The 17,299-nt window shown below is 73.2% G+C and carries 18 protein-coding genes; 3 read left to right on the plus strand and 15 right to left on the minus strand.

All coding sequences use genetic code 11. The annotated features are described in order from the left end of the window. Positions 1-159: 159 nt before the first annotated feature. From H9623_RS13510 to H9623_RS13535, 6 genes are read right to left on the minus strand one after another with little or no spacing between them, the layout of a single operon-like run. Positions 160-1,596, minus strand: a complete 1,437-nt coding sequence (locus tag H9623_RS13510) for a sodium/solute symporter (protein ID WP_225220491.1) — start codon at positions 1,594-1,596, stop codon at positions 160-162. 29 nt (positions 1,597-1,625) lie between these two features. Next, a complete protein-coding gene (locus tag H9623_RS13515) occupies positions 1,626-2,075 on the minus strand; it encodes a heavy metal transporter (RefSeq protein WP_193720567.1) in 450 nt (149 codons plus the stop codon). Further along, positions 2,072-2,899 carry a LytR/AlgR family response regulator transcription factor gene (locus H9623_RS13520; protein WP_193720568.1) on the minus strand — a complete coding sequence of 276 codons (828 nt, stop codon included), beginning with the start codon at positions 2,897-2,899 and terminating at the stop codon, positions 2,072-2,074. Before H9623_RS13520 ends, H9623_RS13515 begins: the two co-directional genes overlap by 4 nt. Continuing rightward, positions 2,896-4,086, minus strand: a complete 1,191-nt coding sequence (locus tag H9623_RS13525; RefSeq protein WP_193720569.1) for a sensor histidine kinase — start codon at positions 4,084-4,086, stop codon at positions 2,896-2,898. The genes H9623_RS13520 and H9623_RS13525 overlap by 4 nt, the downstream gene beginning before the upstream one ends. A gap of 47 nt (positions 4,087-4,133) precedes the next feature. Beyond that, entirely contained in the window at positions 4,134-4,331 is a 198-nt protein-coding gene (locus H9623_RS13530; protein WP_407671920.1) for a YbdD/YjiX family protein, read from the minus strand. Positions 4,332-4,342: 11 nt separating this feature from the next. Then, positions 4,343-6,628, minus strand: coding sequence for a carbon starvation CstA family protein (locus tag H9623_RS13535; RefSeq protein WP_193720571.1), 2,286 nt, complete (start codon positions 6,626-6,628; stop codon positions 4,343-4,345). Between the two features lie 225 nt (positions 6,629-6,853). Between H9623_RS13535 and H9623_RS13540 the strand changes: the two genes are divergently transcribed. Beyond that, a complete protein-coding gene (locus H9623_RS13540; protein WP_193720572.1) occupies positions 6,854-8,458 on the plus strand; it encodes an ABC-F family ATP-binding cassette domain-containing protein in 1,605 nt (534 codons plus the stop codon). 12 nt (positions 8,459-8,470) lie between these two features. Here the strand turns inward: H9623_RS13540 and H9623_RS13545 are convergent, their stop codons facing one another. Then, positions 8,471-9,367 (minus strand): glycosyltransferase family 2 protein, encoded by an 897-nt coding sequence (locus tag H9623_RS13545; protein ID WP_193720573.1) that lies wholly within the window; start codon positions 9,365-9,367, stop codon positions 8,471-8,473. Between the two features lie 100 nt (positions 9,368-9,467). On the opposite strand from H9623_RS13545, the gene H9623_RS13550 reads away from it, so the two are divergent. After that, positions 9,468-10,061, plus strand: coding sequence for a DUF4240 domain-containing protein (locus tag H9623_RS13550; protein WP_193720574.1), 594 nt, complete (start codon positions 9,468-9,470; stop codon positions 10,059-10,061). Positions 10,062-10,098: 37 nt separating this feature from the next. Here H9623_RS13550 and H9623_RS13555 read toward each other — a convergent pair whose 3' ends face one another. Next, on the minus strand, positions 10,099-10,755 hold the full coding sequence (locus H9623_RS13555; RefSeq protein ID WP_193720575.1) for a hypothetical protein: 657 nt from the start codon (positions 10,753-10,755) through the stop codon (positions 10,099-10,101). A gap of 186 nt (positions 10,756-10,941) precedes the next feature. On the opposite strand from H9623_RS13555, the gene H9623_RS13560 reads away from it, so the two are divergent. Further along, complete coding sequence (locus H9623_RS13560; protein ID WP_193720576.1) at positions 10,942-11,835, plus strand: ketopantoate reductase family protein; 894 nt, start codon at positions 10,942-10,944, stop codon at positions 11,833-11,835. A gap of 130 nt (positions 11,836-11,965) precedes the next feature. On the opposite strand, the gene H9623_RS13565 is transcribed toward H9623_RS13560, so the two are convergent. From H9623_RS13565 to narH, 7 genes are all read right to left on the minus strand, one after another. Continuing rightward, entirely contained in the window at positions 11,966-12,385 is a 420-nt protein-coding gene (locus H9623_RS13565) for a hypothetical protein (protein WP_193720577.1), read from the minus strand. Between the two features lie 2 nt (positions 12,386-12,387). Continuing rightward, a complete protein-coding gene (locus H9623_RS13570) occupies positions 12,388-12,642 on the minus strand; it encodes a MoaD/ThiS family protein (protein ID WP_193720578.1) in 255 nt (84 codons plus the stop codon). A gap of 76 nt (positions 12,643-12,718) precedes the next feature. After that, positions 12,719-13,741 (minus strand): GTP 3',8-cyclase MoaA, encoded by a 1,023-nt coding sequence (gene moaA / locus H9623_RS13575; RefSeq protein WP_193720630.1) that lies wholly within the window; start codon positions 13,739-13,741, stop codon positions 12,719-12,721. A gap of 119 nt (positions 13,742-13,860) precedes the next feature. Then, positions 13,861-14,301, minus strand: a complete 441-nt coding sequence (locus H9623_RS13580; RefSeq protein ID WP_193720579.1) for a molybdenum cofactor biosynthesis protein MoaE — start codon at positions 14,299-14,301, stop codon at positions 13,861-13,863. Beyond that, positions 14,298-15,014, minus strand: coding sequence for a respiratory nitrate reductase subunit gamma (gene narI / locus H9623_RS13585; RefSeq protein WP_193720580.1), 717 nt, complete (start codon positions 15,012-15,014; stop codon positions 14,298-14,300). The genes H9623_RS13580 and narI overlap by 4 nt, the downstream gene beginning before the upstream one ends. A gap of 3 nt (positions 15,015-15,017) precedes the next feature. Continuing rightward, a complete protein-coding gene (narJ, locus tag H9623_RS13590) occupies positions 15,018-15,776 on the minus strand; it encodes a nitrate reductase molybdenum cofactor assembly chaperone (RefSeq protein ID WP_193720581.1) in 759 nt (252 codons plus the stop codon). After that, entirely contained in the window at positions 15,773-17,299 is a 1,527-nt protein-coding gene (gene narH, locus H9623_RS13595) for a nitrate reductase subunit beta (protein ID WP_193720582.1), read from the minus strand. The genes narJ and narH overlap by 4 nt, the downstream gene beginning before the upstream one ends.

A 17,299-nucleotide genomic window follows, 5' to 3' on the forward strand; every position in this document is an offset into this window, starting at 1 on the left:
GACTTCGACATCTCCACTAAGCCCGGAGGTCCTCCCTTCAACAACCGGAACTGACACCAACCTCCTGGCCGGGTACAGCTAGTGCCGTAGCCCACCGCCCGACGTCGAGTGCATCGTTCGGCCGCGACACGCCCGGCGAGTCGCGGCCGCACCACGCACTCACCGCTCGGGAGCCCGCTCCGGCACGTGCAGCCGCCGCAGGAAACGGTCGGTGCGAGGCTGCGGTCCGCGCCGGTCGCGCAGGGACACGACGACGGTCGTGGCGGTCGCGAGCGGGATCGTCCAGGCCGCGGGCTGGGCCAGGAGGCTGCGCGCGAGGCCGTCACCCGGACCGAGCGCCGAGGTCACGAGCAGCGCACCGGCGCACAGCGCGCTCCCGACGACCATGCCCGCGATCGCGCCGCGCGCGGTGAGCCGACGCCACCACACGCCCAGCAGGATGGTCGGGGACAGCGCCGAGGCCGCGAACACGAACACCGTCCCGACGCTCGTCACGAGCCCCTGCGGGATCGTCACGAGCGCGAACGCGAGCGGCACGAGCGTGCACGCGACCGCGGACCACCGGAACGAGCGGACCGTGCCGCCGAACAGGTCTTGGCTCACGACGCCCGCGAGCGAGACCACGAGCCCGGACGAGGTCCCGAGGAACGCGGCGAACGCCCCCGCGATCACGAGAGCGGAGAGCAGCTCACCGCCCAGGCCGGGCACCAGGCGCGCGGGCAGCACGAGCGCCACCGTGTCGGCGACACCGGGCGCGGCGAGGTCGGGCGCGACGACGCGGGCGACGAGCCCCATGGTGCTCGAGACCATGTAGAAGACGCTGATCATGCCGATCACCACGACCGTGGTCCACCGCGCCGAGACCCCGTCGGGGCTCGTGTAGAAGCGCACGAGGACGTGCGGCAGGCCGATCGTGCCGAGCAGGAGAGCGAGCAGCAGCGAGGCCGTCGTGTAGGTGTCGTAGGAGCGCGGCCCGGCCTCGGGCGGGAAGACCTGGGCCGGGTCGAGCGCCAGGTCCTGCCCGCCGAGGACGACCAGCAGGAAGACCACGGGGATCGCGAGGGCCGTGAGCTTGACCCAGAACTGGAAGGCCTGGACGAACGTGACCGAGCGCATGCCGCCCGCGGCGACCACGGCGCTCACGACCGCGGCGACCCCGACCGACCCGACCCACGGCGGCACGGGGGCCACGGTCGTGATGACGAGCGCGGCCCCGTGGAGCTGCGGGACGACGTACAGCCACCCGATGACGAGCACCAGGACGCTCGTGACGCGCCGGGCAGCGAGCGAGTCGAGCCGCGCCTGGACGAAGTCGGGGATCGTGTAGGCCCCGCTGCGACGCAACGGCCCGGCGACGAACAGCAGCACGAGCAGGTAGCCCGCGGCGTACCCGACGGGGAACCAGAAGGCCTCGGCCCCCGAGAGCAGCACGAGCCCGGACAGGCCCAGGAACGTCCCGGCCGACAGGTACTCACCGCTGATGGCCGAGGCGTTCCACACGGGTTGCACGGTGCGCGAGGCGACGAAGAAGTCGCTCGTGGTCCGCGAGATCCGCAACCCGTAGAACCCGATGAGCCCGGTCGCGAGCAGGAGCATCCCGACGGCGACGAGCGGCAGCGCCGAGGTCACTCGTCCTCCACGAGGGCGCGGAAGCGTCGTTCGTTGCGCGCCGCGGCGAGCGCGAACACGAGCGCGAACGCCGCGATGACGGGGTAGAACCCGTAGGCGTGCAGGAGCCACGGGAGCGGCACGCCCAGCACGTGCACGTCGCCCAGCGTGGGCACGGCGCTCATGGTGACCGTGAGCAGCGTGACCACCGCCAGGAACGACACGACGCACGCGAGCGCGAGCCGCAGCTGCGCCCGCGCGAGGCTGCGGGCGTACACGGCCGCGGGTTCGCTCGCGTCGTCGGGCCCGGGCGCGTCCGCGCTCCCGGGCGCCCTGCCCGCGCTCGCCCTGCCCGACGGCGTCCCTCCCGCCCCGGCCCACGCGGCGTCCGGGGCGTCGGTCCGGACGGGGGTCGTCGGGTCGGTCGAGCGGACGACGACCCGCGGGGGCCGCGCGCCCGAGCTCACGGACGGCCACCCGTGCGGCCCAGGAGCGCGTCGCGCACCGCCGGGGCCATGCGCCGGCTCACGGGGACCTCGTGCCCCGCGAGGACGACGACGGGGTGCGATCCGCCCAGCCGGACCGCGGTCACGGCGGACCGGTCGACGAGGTACGAGCGGTGCACGCGCAGGAAGCCCGCGGGGGCCCAGCGCTCCTCGAGGTCGGACAGGGGTTCGCGCACCAGACAGCTGTCGGTGTCCGTGACCAGGCGCGAGTAGTCGCCCTGCGCCTGGACCCACCGCACGGCCGAGCGCAGCACGACGCGCGTCGTGGTCCCGACGGTGACGGCGATGGTCTCGTCGGCCGGGGTGCGGTCGGGCGCCCCTCGATCGGTGCCCGGCGCACGTCCCGCTGCGACGTGCCCCGCGACCGCGCGCTCCACTGCCCGGGCCAGCCGCTCGCGGCGCACGGGCTTGAGGACGTAGTCGACGGCCTCGACGTCGAAGGCCTCGATGGCCCGGGCCTCGTCGGCCGTCACGAACACCACCGCGGGCCGGACCGAGAAGCACGACAACGCCCGGGCCAGGTCGAGCCCGGACAGGCCGGGCATGTGGATGTCGAGGAAGGCCACGTGCACGGGGTGCTCGGACAGGCGGCGCAGCGCCTCGGCCCCCGATGCGACGCCGTGCACCGACCGCACGTGCGGGTCGCTGCGCAGGAGGTGGACGAGCTCGTCGAGCACGGGGCGCTCGTCGTCGGCCACGAGGACGTCGACGCCGCCGGGCAGGCCCGCACCGCCGGGGCTGCCGGTCGAGGTGCCGGGCCGGGCGGGGGTCTCGTCGTGGCTCATCTCCTGCTCACCTCGGTCTCGTGCTGGGGCTGGGACTTCGGGACGCGCATCCGGACGAGGGTACCCGCGCCCTCCTCCGTCTCGATCTCGAGCGCGTGCTGGTCGCCGTAGAGCTGGCGCACGCGCGTGTCGACGTTGCGCAGCCCGACGTTGGTCGCGCGCGAGCCGGTCGCGAGCAGGGTCCGCAGCGTCTCGGGGGACATGCCGACGCCGTCGTCCTCGACCGTGATCTCGGTCTGGGTGCCCTCGTCGCGTGCGCTGATGACGATGCGTCCGCCGCGCTCGCGCGGTTCGAGGCCGTGCCGGACGGCGTTCTCGACGAGCGGCTGTACGCTGAGGAACGGGATGACGGTCGACAACGACTCGGGCGCGATCTGGAGCGTCACGGTGAGACGGTCGCCGAACCTTGCGCGCTCGAGCTCGACGTACGAGTGCACGCTGCCGAGCTCGTCGGCGAGCGTCGTGAAGTCGCCGCGCCCCCGGAACGAGTAGCGCGTGAAGTCCGCGAAGTCGAGCACGAGGTCCCGTGCACGCTCGGGGTCGGTGCTGATGAAGGAGGCGATCGCGCCGAGCGAGTTGTAGATGAAGTGCGGGCTGATCTGTGCACGCAGGGCCCGCAGCTCGGCCTGTGCGAGCGCCGTGCGCGAGGCCTCGAGCTCGCCGAGCTCGAGCTGGGCGGCGCACCACTGCGCGACCTCGCCCGTGGCGCGCACGAGCGGCGGGCGCACGCGCGTCGCGAACGCGACGACGGCCCCCGCGACGACGCCGTCGGCGAGCACGGGTGCCCCCACGGCCTCCGGCGTGCCCGACGACGGCTCGCCGCTCGTGTAGACCTGTCGCCTCCCGGTCTCGATCGTCCGGGCGCCCACGCGCCGAGCCTCGGACCGCAGGGCGGCCGGGCCGTCGAGGGCGACGACCCCGTCGGGCGTCACGACAGCGAGCGCGTCGCAGCCGAGCAACGTGCGCAGGTGCCGGGCCGCGCGGCCGACGTCGTCCCCGTCGAGGCCGTCACGCAGGTGCTTGGCCGCACGCGACGCGAGGTGCAGGGTGCTGAAGGTCGCCCGCTCCGAGTCGCTGCCGAGCTCGCGCGTGCCGCGTGCGAGCCGCCACGCGAGGACCAGTGCGGCGGTGAGCAGGACGCCGACGACCAGGCCGACGACGGCCCCGGTGAACACGGGTCCGGACATGCCGAGATCCTATTCCGGTCCGCCCCGGTGGATGACCGCTCGCCGCCTCAGCAGCAGCGGGCACCGGGGTTGCGGTCCTGGTCGTCCATGCGCTGGCGCCAGAACTGGCGCTCGTCCAGGACCGGGACGTCGGGCCCGTGCGCGGCGCGGCGGTGCTCCACGTACACCCGGTACGCGTCGTCGCCCATGAGCTGGCGGACGTACCAGGCCGCACCCCTCGCCGCTCGGGCGAGCGCGTCGCGCACGGGCCCCACGATCAGTGCCCCCCGCCCGAGGACACCGGCTGCTTCTCGGGCGGGAGCTGGGCCCACGCGGCCTCGATCTCCTTCTCGGCCGCGGTCGGGAGGAGGCCTGCCGGGGCGAAGCGGCGCGAGGCCACGGGCTCGTCCTCGTGGTTCTCACCGCCCCCGGCACGGATCGCCTTCACGGTCGTCACGAGGGCCGCGACCATGACGACGATCGCGAGGACCACGAAGATGATCGACAGCGTGCCCTGCACGAACGTGTTCCGCACGACCGCCTCCATGGCCTCGACCGAGGGAGCCGTGCCGAACGACGTCTCGCCCGCGGCGAGCGCGTCCTTGAACGCGTTGTGGTTGGCCCAGTAGCCGACCGCCGGCACGGGCGAGAAGATCTTCTCGAACGATGCCGTGATGGTCACGACCGCGGTGAAGGCCAACGGCACCGCGACGATCCAGAGCCAGCGGACGTACGAGCGACCGCGCTTGGCGACGATCGCCAGGACGACCGCGAGCGCGATGGCCGCGAGGAGCTGGTTGGCGATGCCGAACAACGGGAAGAACGTGTTGATCCCGCCGAGGGGGTCCGTCACCCCGAGGTACAGGATGCTGCCCCACCCCGCGACCATGACCAGGGTGCAGAGCCACACCCCCGGCCGCCACGTGACGTCCCGGAAGCGGGGCACGACGTTGCCCACCGAGTCCTGCAGCATGAACCGCGCGACGCGCGTCCCGGCGTCGACGGCCGTGAGGATGAACAGGGCCTCGAACATGATCGCGAAGTGGTACCAGAAGCCCATCATCGCGGCGCCGCCGAACAGCTGCTGCATGATGTGCGCGAGCCCCAGGGCCAGCGTGGGCGCGCCACCCGTGCGGGACACGATCGACTCCTCGCCGACCGCCGCGGCGGTCGAGGACAGCATGTCGGGCGTGAGGTTCACGCCGGCCAGGCCGAGCGAGTTGACGAACGCGACGGCCCCCTCGATGGTCCCGCCCGTCGCGGCGGCCGAGGCGTTCATCGCGAAGTAGATGCCGCGGTCGAGCGAGATCGCGGCGACGAGCGCCATGATCGCGACGAACGACTCCATGAGCATGCCGCCGTACCCGATGAAGCGCGCCTGGCGCTCCTTCTCGAGCAGCTTGGGCGTCGTGCCCGAGGCGATGAGGGCGTGGAAGCCGGACAGGGCGCCGCACGCGATCGTCACGAACAGGAACGGGAAGAGCGAGCCGGAGAACACCGGCCCCGTCTCGCCGCTCGCGAACTCGCTGACCGCGGGCACCGAGATCTCGGGGCGCACGATCACGATCGCGCCCGCGAGCATCACGATGACGCCGATCTTCATGAACGTCGAGAGGTAGTCGCGCGGGGCGAGGAGCAGCCACACGGGCAGGACCGCCGCGATGAAGCCGTAGATGATGATGCCGATCGCGATGGTCGTGCGGTCGAGGTGGAACAGGTCCGCGCCCCACGTGGTGTTCGCGACCCAGCCGCCGCCCACGATCGCGGCCATGAGCAGCACGAAGCCGATGATCGAGACCTCGGTGATGCGACCGGGGCGCAGGTAGCGCAGGTACACGCCCATGAAGAGCGCGATCGGGATGGTCATCGAGACGCTGAAGACGCCCCACGGGCTCTCGCCCAGGGAGTTCACGACGACGAGCGCGAGGATCGCGACGATGATCAGCATGATGAGCAGCGACGCGACGATCGCGGCCGTGCCGCCGATGCGCCCCAGCTCCTGGCGGGCCATCTGGCCGATCGTGCGCCCGCCGCGACGCATCGAGAAGAACAGGACGAGGTAGTCCTGCACGGCACCGGCCAGGATGACGCCGACGATGATCCACACCGTGCCGGGCAGGTAGCCCATCTGCGCGGCGAGGACGGGGCCGACGAGGGGGCCGGCTCCCGCGATCGCGGCGAAGTGGTGCCCGAACAGCACGCGGCGGTCGGTCGGGACGTAGTCCTTGCCGTCCGAGCGGACCTCCGCCGGGGTCGCGCGGCGGTCGTCGGGGCGCGTGAGGTACCGCTCGATGACCTTGGAGTAGAAGCGGTAGCCGATCAGGTAGCTGCACACCGCGGCGAACACGAACCAGATGGCGTTGACGGTCTCGCCGCGCACGAGCGCGAGCATGACCCAGGCGACGCCGCCGAGCAGCGCGATGCCGGTCCAGAGGACCACCTTCTGCCAGGTCCAGCGGGGCTTGAGCGCGGACTCGGGGACCGCGGTGGGCGGGAGGGTCGGATCGGGCGCGAGCCCGTCGTCCCGGGCGTCCTCCGCCGTCGATCGGGTGGTCGTCGTCATCAGTTCTCTCTCCTCAGGTCGCGTCGTTGCGTCCGACGCGGCCAGGCTAGGGACCCGGTGGGCCCGTGATCCACGTCACGTCGACGGGCGGTCGAGGTGTGCGACGAGCGGTAGGCGCCGTGCGACGAACGGTCGCCGGACGGCTGCCGGCACGGGTGCGGACAGGCGGCCCGCGTAGTGTTCGGGGTCGTGCCGACGTCCGGCACGGTGCCCGAGAGGACCTTCGTGAGCCTGATCCGCCTGAACGCCGTGAGCATGCAGTTCGACGACAAGGTCGTGCTGCGCGACGCCTACCTCAAGCTCCGCGAGGGCGAGCGCGTGGGGCTCGTGGGCCGCAACGGCACGGGCAAGACGACGTTCCTCGAGCTGATCCTGGGCCGCAAGGAACCCACGGCCGGGACGGTCGACGTCAACCTCGGGGTCAGCATCGGCTACTTCTCGCAGTTCTCGGAGCTCGCGGGCCACCGCAGCGCGGCCGAGGAGCTCAGCGAGCTGTTCGCCGACGTCCACTCGACGCAGGCGCGCCTCGACGCGATCGGCGAGCGCCTCGCCGAGCCCGACCTCATGGACGACGGCGGCGACGAGATGACCCGCCTCCTGACCGAGCAGGCCGACCTGTTCGAGCGCATGGACGCGCTCGACGGGTGGTCGTACGAGAACACGATCGACACCGTCCTCACGCGCCTCGGGTTCGACGCCGAGCGCCGCGAGCTGCCCGTCGACCAGCTCTCGGGCGGCTGGCGCAACCGCGCCGCGCTCGCACGGATCCTGGTGCAGCGCCCCGACGTGCTGCTGCTCGACGAGCCCACGAACTTCCTCGACCTCGACGGCGTGCGCTGGATCGAGAACTGGCTCCAGACCTACCCGGGCGCCGTGCTCGTGGTCTCCCACGACCGACAGTTCCTCGACGGCGCCGTCAACCGGATCGTCGAGATCGAGAACCGCCGCCTGCACGAGTACGAGGGCGGGTACTCCGACTACGTGCACGCCAAGCAGTCGCGCCTCAAGACCATCGAGCGGCAGTTCGCGCACGAGGAGGAGCTGCTCGCGTACGAGGTCGAGGCGAGCGACGCCCGCAAGCAGGCCGCGAAGGACAAGAGCCGCGGCCTCAGGCGCAAGCTCGCCGACATCAAGAAGCGTCAGGCTCCGCGCCCGGTCGACCAGATCATCACGACGATCTACGCGGACCTGCACGTGAGCGACCGCCTCGTCGAGGTCGAGGGGCTGGCCAAGGGGTTCGGCGGCGCTCCGCTGTTCAGCGACCTGACCTTCTCGCTGCACCGCGGGGACCGCGTGGCCGTCGTCGGCGCGAACGGGTCCGGCAAGTCGACGCTGCTCGACGTGCTCACCGAGGTCACCCCGCCGGACGCCGGGCAGATCATGTGGAAGAAGAACTCGACGTTCGTCTCCTACAACCAGGTCGTGGCCGACCTCGACCTGGAGGACACGGTCGCGCACGCCGTCAGCGCGGCGCCCGGCACGCTCGCCTACTCGGCGACCAAGAAGAACGTCAACCGGTTCCTGACCATGCTGCAGTTCTCCGAGATGGAGCTCAAGCAGAAGATCGGCACGCTCTCGGGCGGTCAGCGCGCCCGCGTCGCGATCGCGCAGTGCCTGCTGTCGGGCGCCTCGGTGATCGTGCTCGACGAGCCGACCAACCACCTCGACCTCACGAGCGCCCAGGTCATGGAGCGCGCGCTCGCGCACTTCCCCGGTGCCGTGGTCGTCGTGAGCCACGACCGCTACTTCATCGACAAGGTCGCCGACCGGCTCCTGACGTTCGACGGCGCGGGGAACGTGGTCGAGACCGCCGCGACCGGCGCCCTCTGACTCGGGGCTGACTCAGTCCTGCGGGACGGGGACGACGGCCCGGGCCGGTGGCGTGGCGGCCTCGGCACGGGCGGTCGCGACCCGCACGACCGCGGCCATCCCACCGTCCCCGTACGTGGCGTCGTCGAGCGGGACCTCCGGATGGTCGAGCACCAGCTGCTCCCAGGCGTCGAGCCGCGCGATCGACGCCGCTTCCTGGGCCAGGAGCACCGCACGCAGGTGCTCCTCGAACAGGGGGCGGTGCCGGTCGACCAGGCGGCCGTAGAGCTCGAGACGCCTGTCCATGCTCCGCACGTTGGCCGAGGTCGGTGACGTGCGGTACTCGATCAGCGGCTCGGGCACGATCTCGATCCGCCCGCCCGCCGCGAGCAGCGCGAGGAAGAAGTCCCAGTCCTCGAAGCCGTCCCGCATGCGCTCGTCGTAGCCCCCGGCCGCGCGCCAGCGGTCACGGCGCAGCATCACGGTGGCCGGCGAGGCGTTGCGGTGGAGGAAGTCGACCGCCGCTCCCCCGGCGGGACGGACGATCGCGTGGGCGACGCCGTGCATGCGCAGCCAGGACGAGGCGCCGACGACGTCGGCGTCCTCCTCGAGGAGAGCCGCGGTCCGCTCCACGAAGGTCTCGGCGAGGCGGTCGTCGCCGTCGAGCACGACCGCGAGGTCGGTGCCCAACGCGGACAGGCCGGCGTTGCGCGCCGCGCTCACCCCCGCGTTCTCCTGGCGCAGGACCTGCACGCCACCGTCGGCCGCCAACACGTCGAGGACCGCGAGCGACCGCACGTCGGTCGAGCCGTCGTCGACCACGACGACCTGGTCGGGTGCTCGGGTCTGCCGCAGCACCGACCCGACGGCCTCTCGCACCAGGTCTCCCTGGTCGAACCCGGTCACGACCACGCCCACGGTTGCTCGCACGCGACGATGCTAGCGGCGCCGCGGCGGCCGACCGCGCCCGGGTCGTCCCGGTCGTCCGGTGCGGAGCGTCGTGTGGGTGGCGGTCCCTACCTTTCCCGGCATGGACCACGACACCTTCTGGCAGATCCTCGACGACGCCCGTGCCCGCGCCGGGCGGGGGGCCGACGACCGCGGCGCCCCGGACGACCCGCTCCCCCGCACCCTGACCTCCCTGCTCGTCGAACGGTTGCAGCCCGAGGAGATCCTCGCGTTCGCGGACGTTGCCGACGACGTGGGCGCCGAGGCCTACACCTGGCCGGTCTGGGGCGCGGCCTACCTCATCGAGGGCGGCTGCAGCGACGACGGGTTCATGGACTTCCGCGACGGCCTGGTCCTCGCGGGGCGAGAGGTGTTCACCCGGGCGGTCGCGGCCCCGGACTCGCTCGCGGACCACCCCGTCGTCTCCGGCATGTCCGGCGACGACGCCGGCTGGTTCGGGTACGAGTCGCTCGGCTCGCTCGTGCGACGGGCCTGGGCGCAGTCGACGGGCCGCGACGACGAGTCGTACTACGCGGCGCGGGCGGCGGGAGCGTCTTCCTCCGGGCACGGCAACGAGGCGGGCCCCTCCGCCGACCCGAGCGGCGAGAGCTGGGACTTCGACGACGAGGACGAGAACCGCCGTCGGCTCCCGCGGCTCACGGCGCTCTTCGGCTGACCGCTCCCCCGCACCGGCCTGCGGGCGTGCCCGCCTCTCAGTCGTCCTCGAGAGGCGGCGGGTTCAGCCCACCCAGCAGGGCCGACGCCGCCCCGAGGACCAGCCCGACCCGCAGGTGCGGGGCGCGGACGCCGCGGGCCCGCATCCGCTCGCCCCAGCGGTACGCGGCCTTCTCCCCGACGACGCCGAGCGCTGCGGTCGCCCCGACGACCACGGCTGCGCCGACCGCGATCGCGACCTTCCCGGTCGTGGTGATCCCGACAGGGGTCAGGTCGGGGGCCGTGCCGTCGGAGGCACCGGGATCGACGTGCGCACGGTCGACGTCGGCGGCGAACCCGTCGTACGGCCCGACGCCCGCAGGGTCGGGCTCCCTCCCCGCGTCCCGCACCGCGTCGCGGACCTTGCGGACGCCGTCGATCGCCTGGCGCCCGTCGACCGTCCGCAGGAGCACCACGCAGCCTGCGACCCCGCAGACGGTCTTCAGCAGAGCCCGGGTGCTGCGGCGCTCGACGAGGTCGGGCACGGTGTACCAGGCGGCGGTCGTCAACCCGTTGACGACACCAGCGCGGGCGTCGAAAGTCCATGGGCGGGTGGTCTCGGTCGGCTGCACCGGCATCTCGTCGTCCCTGCTGTGCGGCGTCCGCACGTTCGTCCGTCCCTGGACGCCACCGGCCTGGTCCGCCGGTGCGTTCACGGGCTGTCGTGAGCACCAACGAGGCACCTGCCCGGTTCGTTCCTTCGCCCGGGTGCGCGCTCGGCACGACCGGCCGGAGGGTCGCGCGTGACGACGATCACGCCCCGGCACCCTGCCGACGCAGGACGCCCCGGCGCGCCCGTGTGGTCTCCTGGGGCGGTGAACGCCAGGACGAAGGAGACCATGATGGGACACGACGAGCCGCGGGAGATCGCCGTGCTGGGTGCGGGAGGGGTCGGCGGGCTCGTCGGCGCGCTGCTCGTCCGAGCGGGCAGCGACGTGACGTTCGTGGCGCGGGGCGCCACCGCCGAGGCCCTGGACCGGGACGGGCTGCACGTCCGCAGCGCCCAGCTCGGCGACCTCGACGTCGCTGTCCGGGCGACGACGCACCTCGACTCCCCCGTCGACGTGCTCCTCGTCGCCGTCAAGCAGACCGGACTGGCCGACGCCCTGGACCTGGTCGCGCCCGAGGCCCTCGCCGACGGGGTGGTGGTCCCGCTGCTCAACGGCGTCGAGCACCTCGACCTGCTGCGCGCCCGGTACGGCTCCGCGCGCGTCCTGCCCGCCGTGATCCGGGTCGAGGCGACCCGCGTCGCACCGGGCGAGATCGTGCACGGCAGCCCGTTCGTCGAGATCGACCTCGCTCCGGGGGACGTGGCCGCGGAGAAGGTCGAGGCGGTGCGCACCCTCCTCGCAGGTGCGGGGATCACGACGACGGTCCGGGCCGACGAGGCAGCGCTCGTGTGGGCCAAGCTGTCGTTCCTGGCGCCGCTGGCCCTGCTCACGACGCGCCACCGCGCGACCGTCGGTGAGGTGCGCACGGCCCACCGGTCCGAGCTCGAGACGCTCGTCGCGGAGGTCGCGGCCGTCGCGGCGGCCTCGGGTGCGGCGTCGGACCCCGCCGCCGCCCTGGCCCTCTACGACCGCTTCCCTGCGGGGGCCCGGTCCTCGATGGAGCGCGACGCCGAGGCCGGCAGACCGCTCGAGGTCGACGCGATCGGCGGCGCCGTGGTCCGTGCCGCAGAGCGTCACGGGGTCGCGGCACCGCTCACGGCCCGGCTCGTCGCCGACCTCTCCTAGGCCCGACCGGCTCACCCTCCCCGCCCGGCTCCCCGTCCCCCGCCCGGCCGCCGGGCGCGGGAGGCCAGCCGGGCACGGGAGGCCAGCCGGGCGCGGGAGGCGGCCGGAGGGCGGCGCGGTTCGTGCCCACCTACCAGTCGGCGGGCACGACCCAGTGCCGGGGCGCCGACCGGTGCTCGTGGAGCCTGGCCTGGGCGCGCCGACCGTGCTGCGCACGCTGCTCGGGGGTCAGCCCGTCGAGCCAGGCGACGTACCGACGTTCGAGCTGCCGGAACCGCGCACGTCCGACGGCGAAGACCACGACCGAGGTCAGCCAGGGGGTCACGAGAGCCGCCCCCACGAGGAGCACGGCCACGGGCGTCGTCATCACGGGGTAGGCACGCAGCCCGCACCACAGGATCACGATGACCGTGGCGAGCTGGCTCACGCTCGCCACGAGCGGCCACCCGCTGGTGACGGGTCCGTGCAGCCCGGCTCGCCGGTGCCAGCACGGGACCAGGGTCGCCTGCTCGGCGTCGAGCGGCGGGTAGAGCTCTGGCGTCGGCCGCACGGTCACCCTCCCGCGAACGGTGGGAGCACGTCGATGGTCACGGGACCGGCGACGGGGGCGTCCGCGGCCTCGGGGCGCAGCGCGCGTCCGTCCTGCAGGAACGAGCACACGACCTGCACGCGGCGCATGGGCTCGCCGTGGCGGCGTGCGCTGACGCGGAGCGCCGACGCGGGGCTCTCGGTCTCGATCACCTCCTCGTCGAGGCCGTTCGCCGCGGCACGGGCCGCGGCGTAGTAGCGCAGGGTGATGGCGGGCATCTCGTCGTTCCTCTCTCGGGTGGTCTCGGGTGGTCTCGGGTGCTCTCGGGTGGTGACGTGCCGGGCGGCGCAGGCCTCAGCCGCCGATCGCGGACATGCCGCGATCGGGCTGCCGGAACCCGGGGCTGCCGACCGTGTGGCCCGCGGCCTTGGTCCGGACGGCGAGGCCGAGGGCCTGCGCGATCCGCTCGTCGTCGGACCCTGCGCGCAGGAGCGTGCGCAGGTCCGTCTCGTCGCGCGCGAACAGGCAGTTGCGGAGCTGACCGTCGGCCGTGAGGCGGATCCGGTCGCACGCGCCGCAGAAGGGCCGTGTCACGGAGGCGACGATCCCGACGACGGCGTCGGTCCCGTCGACCGTCCACCGTTCGGCGGGAGCGGCGCCGCGGGTCGGGACCGGGACCAGGTCGAAGGCCCCGGTGAGCGAGGCGAGCACCTCGTCGGCCGTGACCATGCCCTCGCGGGTCCAGGTCCGGCCCGCGTCGAGCGGCATCTGCTCGATGAAGCGCAGCTCGTAGCCGCGGTCGAGCGCGAACCGCAGGAGCTCGGCGGGCTCGTCGTCGTTGACCCCTCGCACGAGGACCGCGTTGAGCTTGGTGCCGGTGAACCCGGCCCGGTCGGCGGCCGCGAGGCCGTCGAGGGCCTGGCCCAGGCGGTCACGCCGCGTGAGGAGGGTGTACCGCTCGCGGCGCAGCGTGTCGAGCGAGACGTTGAGCCGTCGCAGCCCCGCCTCCCGGAGCGGGTCCGCGAGCGCCGCGAGGCGCAGCCCGTTGGTGGTCATCGAGACCTCGGGGGCGCCGGGGAGGGACGCGAGCCCGGACACGATCTCGACGATGTCGGGGCGCAGGAGGGGTTCGCCGCCCGTGAGGCGGATCTCCTCGACGCCGTGGCGCACCGCGACGGCCGCGACCCTCGTCATCTCGGCGACCGTCAGGAGGTCGTCCGACGGGAGCCAGGGCATCCCCTCGGCGGGCATGCAGTAGGTGCACCGGAGGGAGCACCGGTCTGTCAGCGAGATCCGCAGGTCGCGGTGTCGCCTGCCGAACCCGTCGACGAGCCCGGGAACGGCCGCGCGGCCCGACGGCGCCGTGCGGCCTGGCAGGAGAGCGTCCGGCGGCGTCGCCCGCCCGGGGAGCGCGTGACCGGACGGGACGTGCCCGGCGTGCGCGGCGCCGTCGGGCAGGGGGCGGGTGGCTCCGCGCTCGACCGTCGACGTGAGGCTCACAGCGACCCGACCCACTCGTGGCTGCCGTCGACGAAGACCTGCCGCTTCCACACGGGCAGGGCGACCTTGATCTCCTCGACGAGGGCGGCGCACGTCGTGAACGCCTGGGCGCGGTGCGCCGAGGCCACGGCCGCGACGAGCGCGACGTCCCCGATCGTGAGGTCGCCGACGCGGTGCGTCACGGCCACGCGGACATCACCGTCGGACTCCGCGGCGACGCGCGCCGCGATCTCGCCGATGATCCGGCGTGCGTCGGGGTGCGCCTCGTACCTGAGGGCCGCGACCGACCGGCTGGCGTCGTGGTCGCGCACGACGCCCGCGAAGGTCACGACGGCTCCCCCGTGCGCGGTGGTCACGGCGCGCTCGTGCGCGGCGACGTCGAGCACGGCCTCTCCCACGTCCGCGAGCGCCACGCGCGACGCGGCCTCACCGCTCATGAGCGCACCGTGGGCCGGGCGGGCGCGCCGGGGCGCGGCGCGCTGCGCTGCCGGTAGACCACGTACGGCCGGGCGAGGTACGCCACGGGCACGGACCACACGTGCACGAGCCGCGTGAAGGGCCAGATCGCGAGGAGCAGGCACGCGAGGACGGCGTGCCAGCCGTAGACCGCGGGTGCGGAGGAGATGAGCGACGGGTCGGGCTGGAGGAGGAAGAGCTGTCGGAACCAGACGGAGACGGTGCCGCGGTACTCGTACCCCGAGCCGAACACGTTGATCGCGACGGTCTGCCACATGCCCACCCCGATCTCGACCGTGAGCAGCAGGTACAGGACGCGGTCCATGGGGGTCGTGACGACGCGGATGCGGTCCGAGACGTAGAACCGGCGCAGCAGCAGGATCACGAGGCCCGCGCACAGCAGGACGCCCGCGACGGTCCCGGCCGCGACCGCGACCACGTGGTAGGCGTGGTCGGAGATCCCGAGGGCCTGGGTCCAGGAGGTCGGGATCAGGAGCCCCGCGGCGTGCCCGAGGATCGCGAACAGCGCCCCGAAGTGGAACAGGGGCGAGCCCCACGCGAGCCAGCGCTTCTCGAGCACCTGGCTCGTGCGGGTCGTCCAGCCGAACTGGTCGCTGCGGTACCTCCAGACGTGCCCCACGACGAAGATCGCGAGGCAGACGTACGGCAGCACCACGAAGAGGAGGGTGTCCATGGGTCAGCGTCCTTCCGGGGCGCAGGTGAATTCCGGGGGCCCGAAGGGCGCGCCGGGGGTGTCGGTCCAGCTCGCGCCGCCGTAGGGCATCGAGGCGATCTCGAGGCCGGCGTCGTCGGTGGGTGGTCCGCTGAGCGCGAGCTGGTCGACCTCGCCGCGCTGGCGGTCCGTCACGGGGCCCAGCAGGTCGCCGATCGCCTCGAGGATCTCGCGGTAGTGCGAGCCGCGGTCGGCGAGCGAGCGGCGGATGAGCTCGATCCCGCCGCGGTGGGTCCGCAGCGGTGCCTCGCCCGCCCCGGTCCCGGCGCGCGACGCGAACTCGAGCACCATGGGCAGGTAGTCGGGCAGCTCGGCGTCGTCGGGCGCGAACCCGCACGCGCGGTAGCGCTGCTTGAGCGCGAGGAGCGCCATGCCGCGCTGGCGGGTGTCGCCGTGCAGGTAGTAGCTGAGGAACAGCGACGACTTGCGGCGCAGGTCGAACGTCTCGACGTAGTGGGCCCGTGCGGCGCGCGGCTCGAGCTGCGCGTGCTCGTCCCAGAACGCCTGCAGGTGCGCCGCGGGGGCCGAGGCGGGCAGGGCCGCGACGGCCGCGCCGAGCTGGTCGGCGTCGGCGTACCAGGCGTCGTCGGGGTAGGCCAGCAGGATGCTGGCCAGGGCCAGGACGTCTGCCCGGGCGGGGACCTCGACGAGGTCCTTGCGCCGCGAGCGCCGCAGGAGCGGGATGATCGCGCGCCTGCCCGACGGCGGAGCCTGGGTCGTCATGACGGCCTCCGGACCTGCAGGGGTACGGACACGGGCCCGCCGCGCGTGGAGGCGGCGCTCATGCCGGGCCCGCCCGGGTTGTCGAGCGAGCAGCCCGAGGCCCACGACGCCATCTCGGCCGCGTCCTCCTTGTGCGCCGCGGGGATGACGTACCGGTCCTCCATCTTGGCGATGGCCAGGAGCCGGTAGAGCTCCTCGACGTCCTCGGCCGTGTACCCGACCTGGTCGAGCAGGGCCTGGTCCACGTCGCCGTCGAGCGTGCGGCGGCGCATGTGGCTGCGCATCGCGGCGAGCTTCATGAGGACTCCCGCGACGACGTCGACGTCCCCGGCCGAGAACAGGCTCGCGAGGTACTCGAGCGGGATGCGCAGCGACGCGATCGTGTGGAACACGTCGTCGGCGTCGGCGTCGTCCTTGCCGAGCTCGGTCGTGACGTCCAGGACGGGTGAGAGCGGCGGCACGTACCAGACCATGGGCATGGTCCGGTACTCGAGGTGCAGCGGCAGGGCGACCTTGAACTTCTGGATGAGCTTCCAGATGGGCGAGCGCCGGGCGGCGTCGATCCAGTCCTCGGCGATGCCCGCGGCCCGGGCCGCGGCGACGACCTCGGGGTCGGTGGGGTCGAGGAACACGTCGCGCTGGGCGTCGAGCAGGTCCTTCGGGTCCTCGACGGACGCCGCGGCCTCGACCGCGTCGGCGTCGTAGAGCACCAGGCCGATGTACCGCAGGCGGCCCACGCACGTCTCGGCGCACACCGTGGGCTGCCCCGCCTCGATGCGCGGGAAGCAGAACGTGCACTTCTCGGCCTTGCCCGTCTGGTGGTTGACGTAGACCTTCTTGTAGGGGCACGCCGAGACGCACATGCGCCAACCGCGGCACGCGTCCTGGTCGACGAGCACGATCCCGTCCTCGACGCGCTTGTACATGGCCGACGACGGGCAGGCCGAGACGCACGCCGGGTTGAGGCAGTGCTCGCAGATCCGGGGCAGGTGGAACATGAACGTCTGCTCGAACGAGAGCTGGACCTTGTCGACCATCGACGCGAGGTTGGGGTCCTTCGACGCGATCTGCGGCGATCCGCCCAGGTCGTCGTCCCAGTTGGGACCCCAGGTGATCTTCATGTCCTTGCCCGTGATCGCGCTCTTGGGCCGCGCGACCGGGATGTGCGGCGAGTTCGCCGGGGCGGAGATGAGCTGGTCGAAGTCGTACGTCGCCGGCTCGTAGTAGTCGTCGAGCCCCGGGAGGTCCGGGTTCGCGAAGATCGACGCGAGGCGCCGCAGCCGGCCGCCCGAGCGGAGCCGGAGCCGCCCCTTGCGGTCGAGCTCCCACCCGCCGTGCCACCGGTCCTGGTCCTCGTACCCGCGCGGGTACCCCGTCCCGGGCTTGGTCTCGACGTTGTTGAACCAGACGTACTCGACGCCGTCGCGGTTGGTCCACGTCTGCTTGCACGTGACCGAGCACGTGTGGCACCCGATGCACTTGTCGAGGTTCATGACCATCGCTACCTGCGACATGACCCGCAT

It is taken from the genome of Oerskovia douganii, assembly GCF_015142735.1.
GTDB lineage: Bacteria > Actinomycetota > Actinomycetes > Actinomycetales > Cellulomonadaceae > Oerskovia > Oerskovia douganii.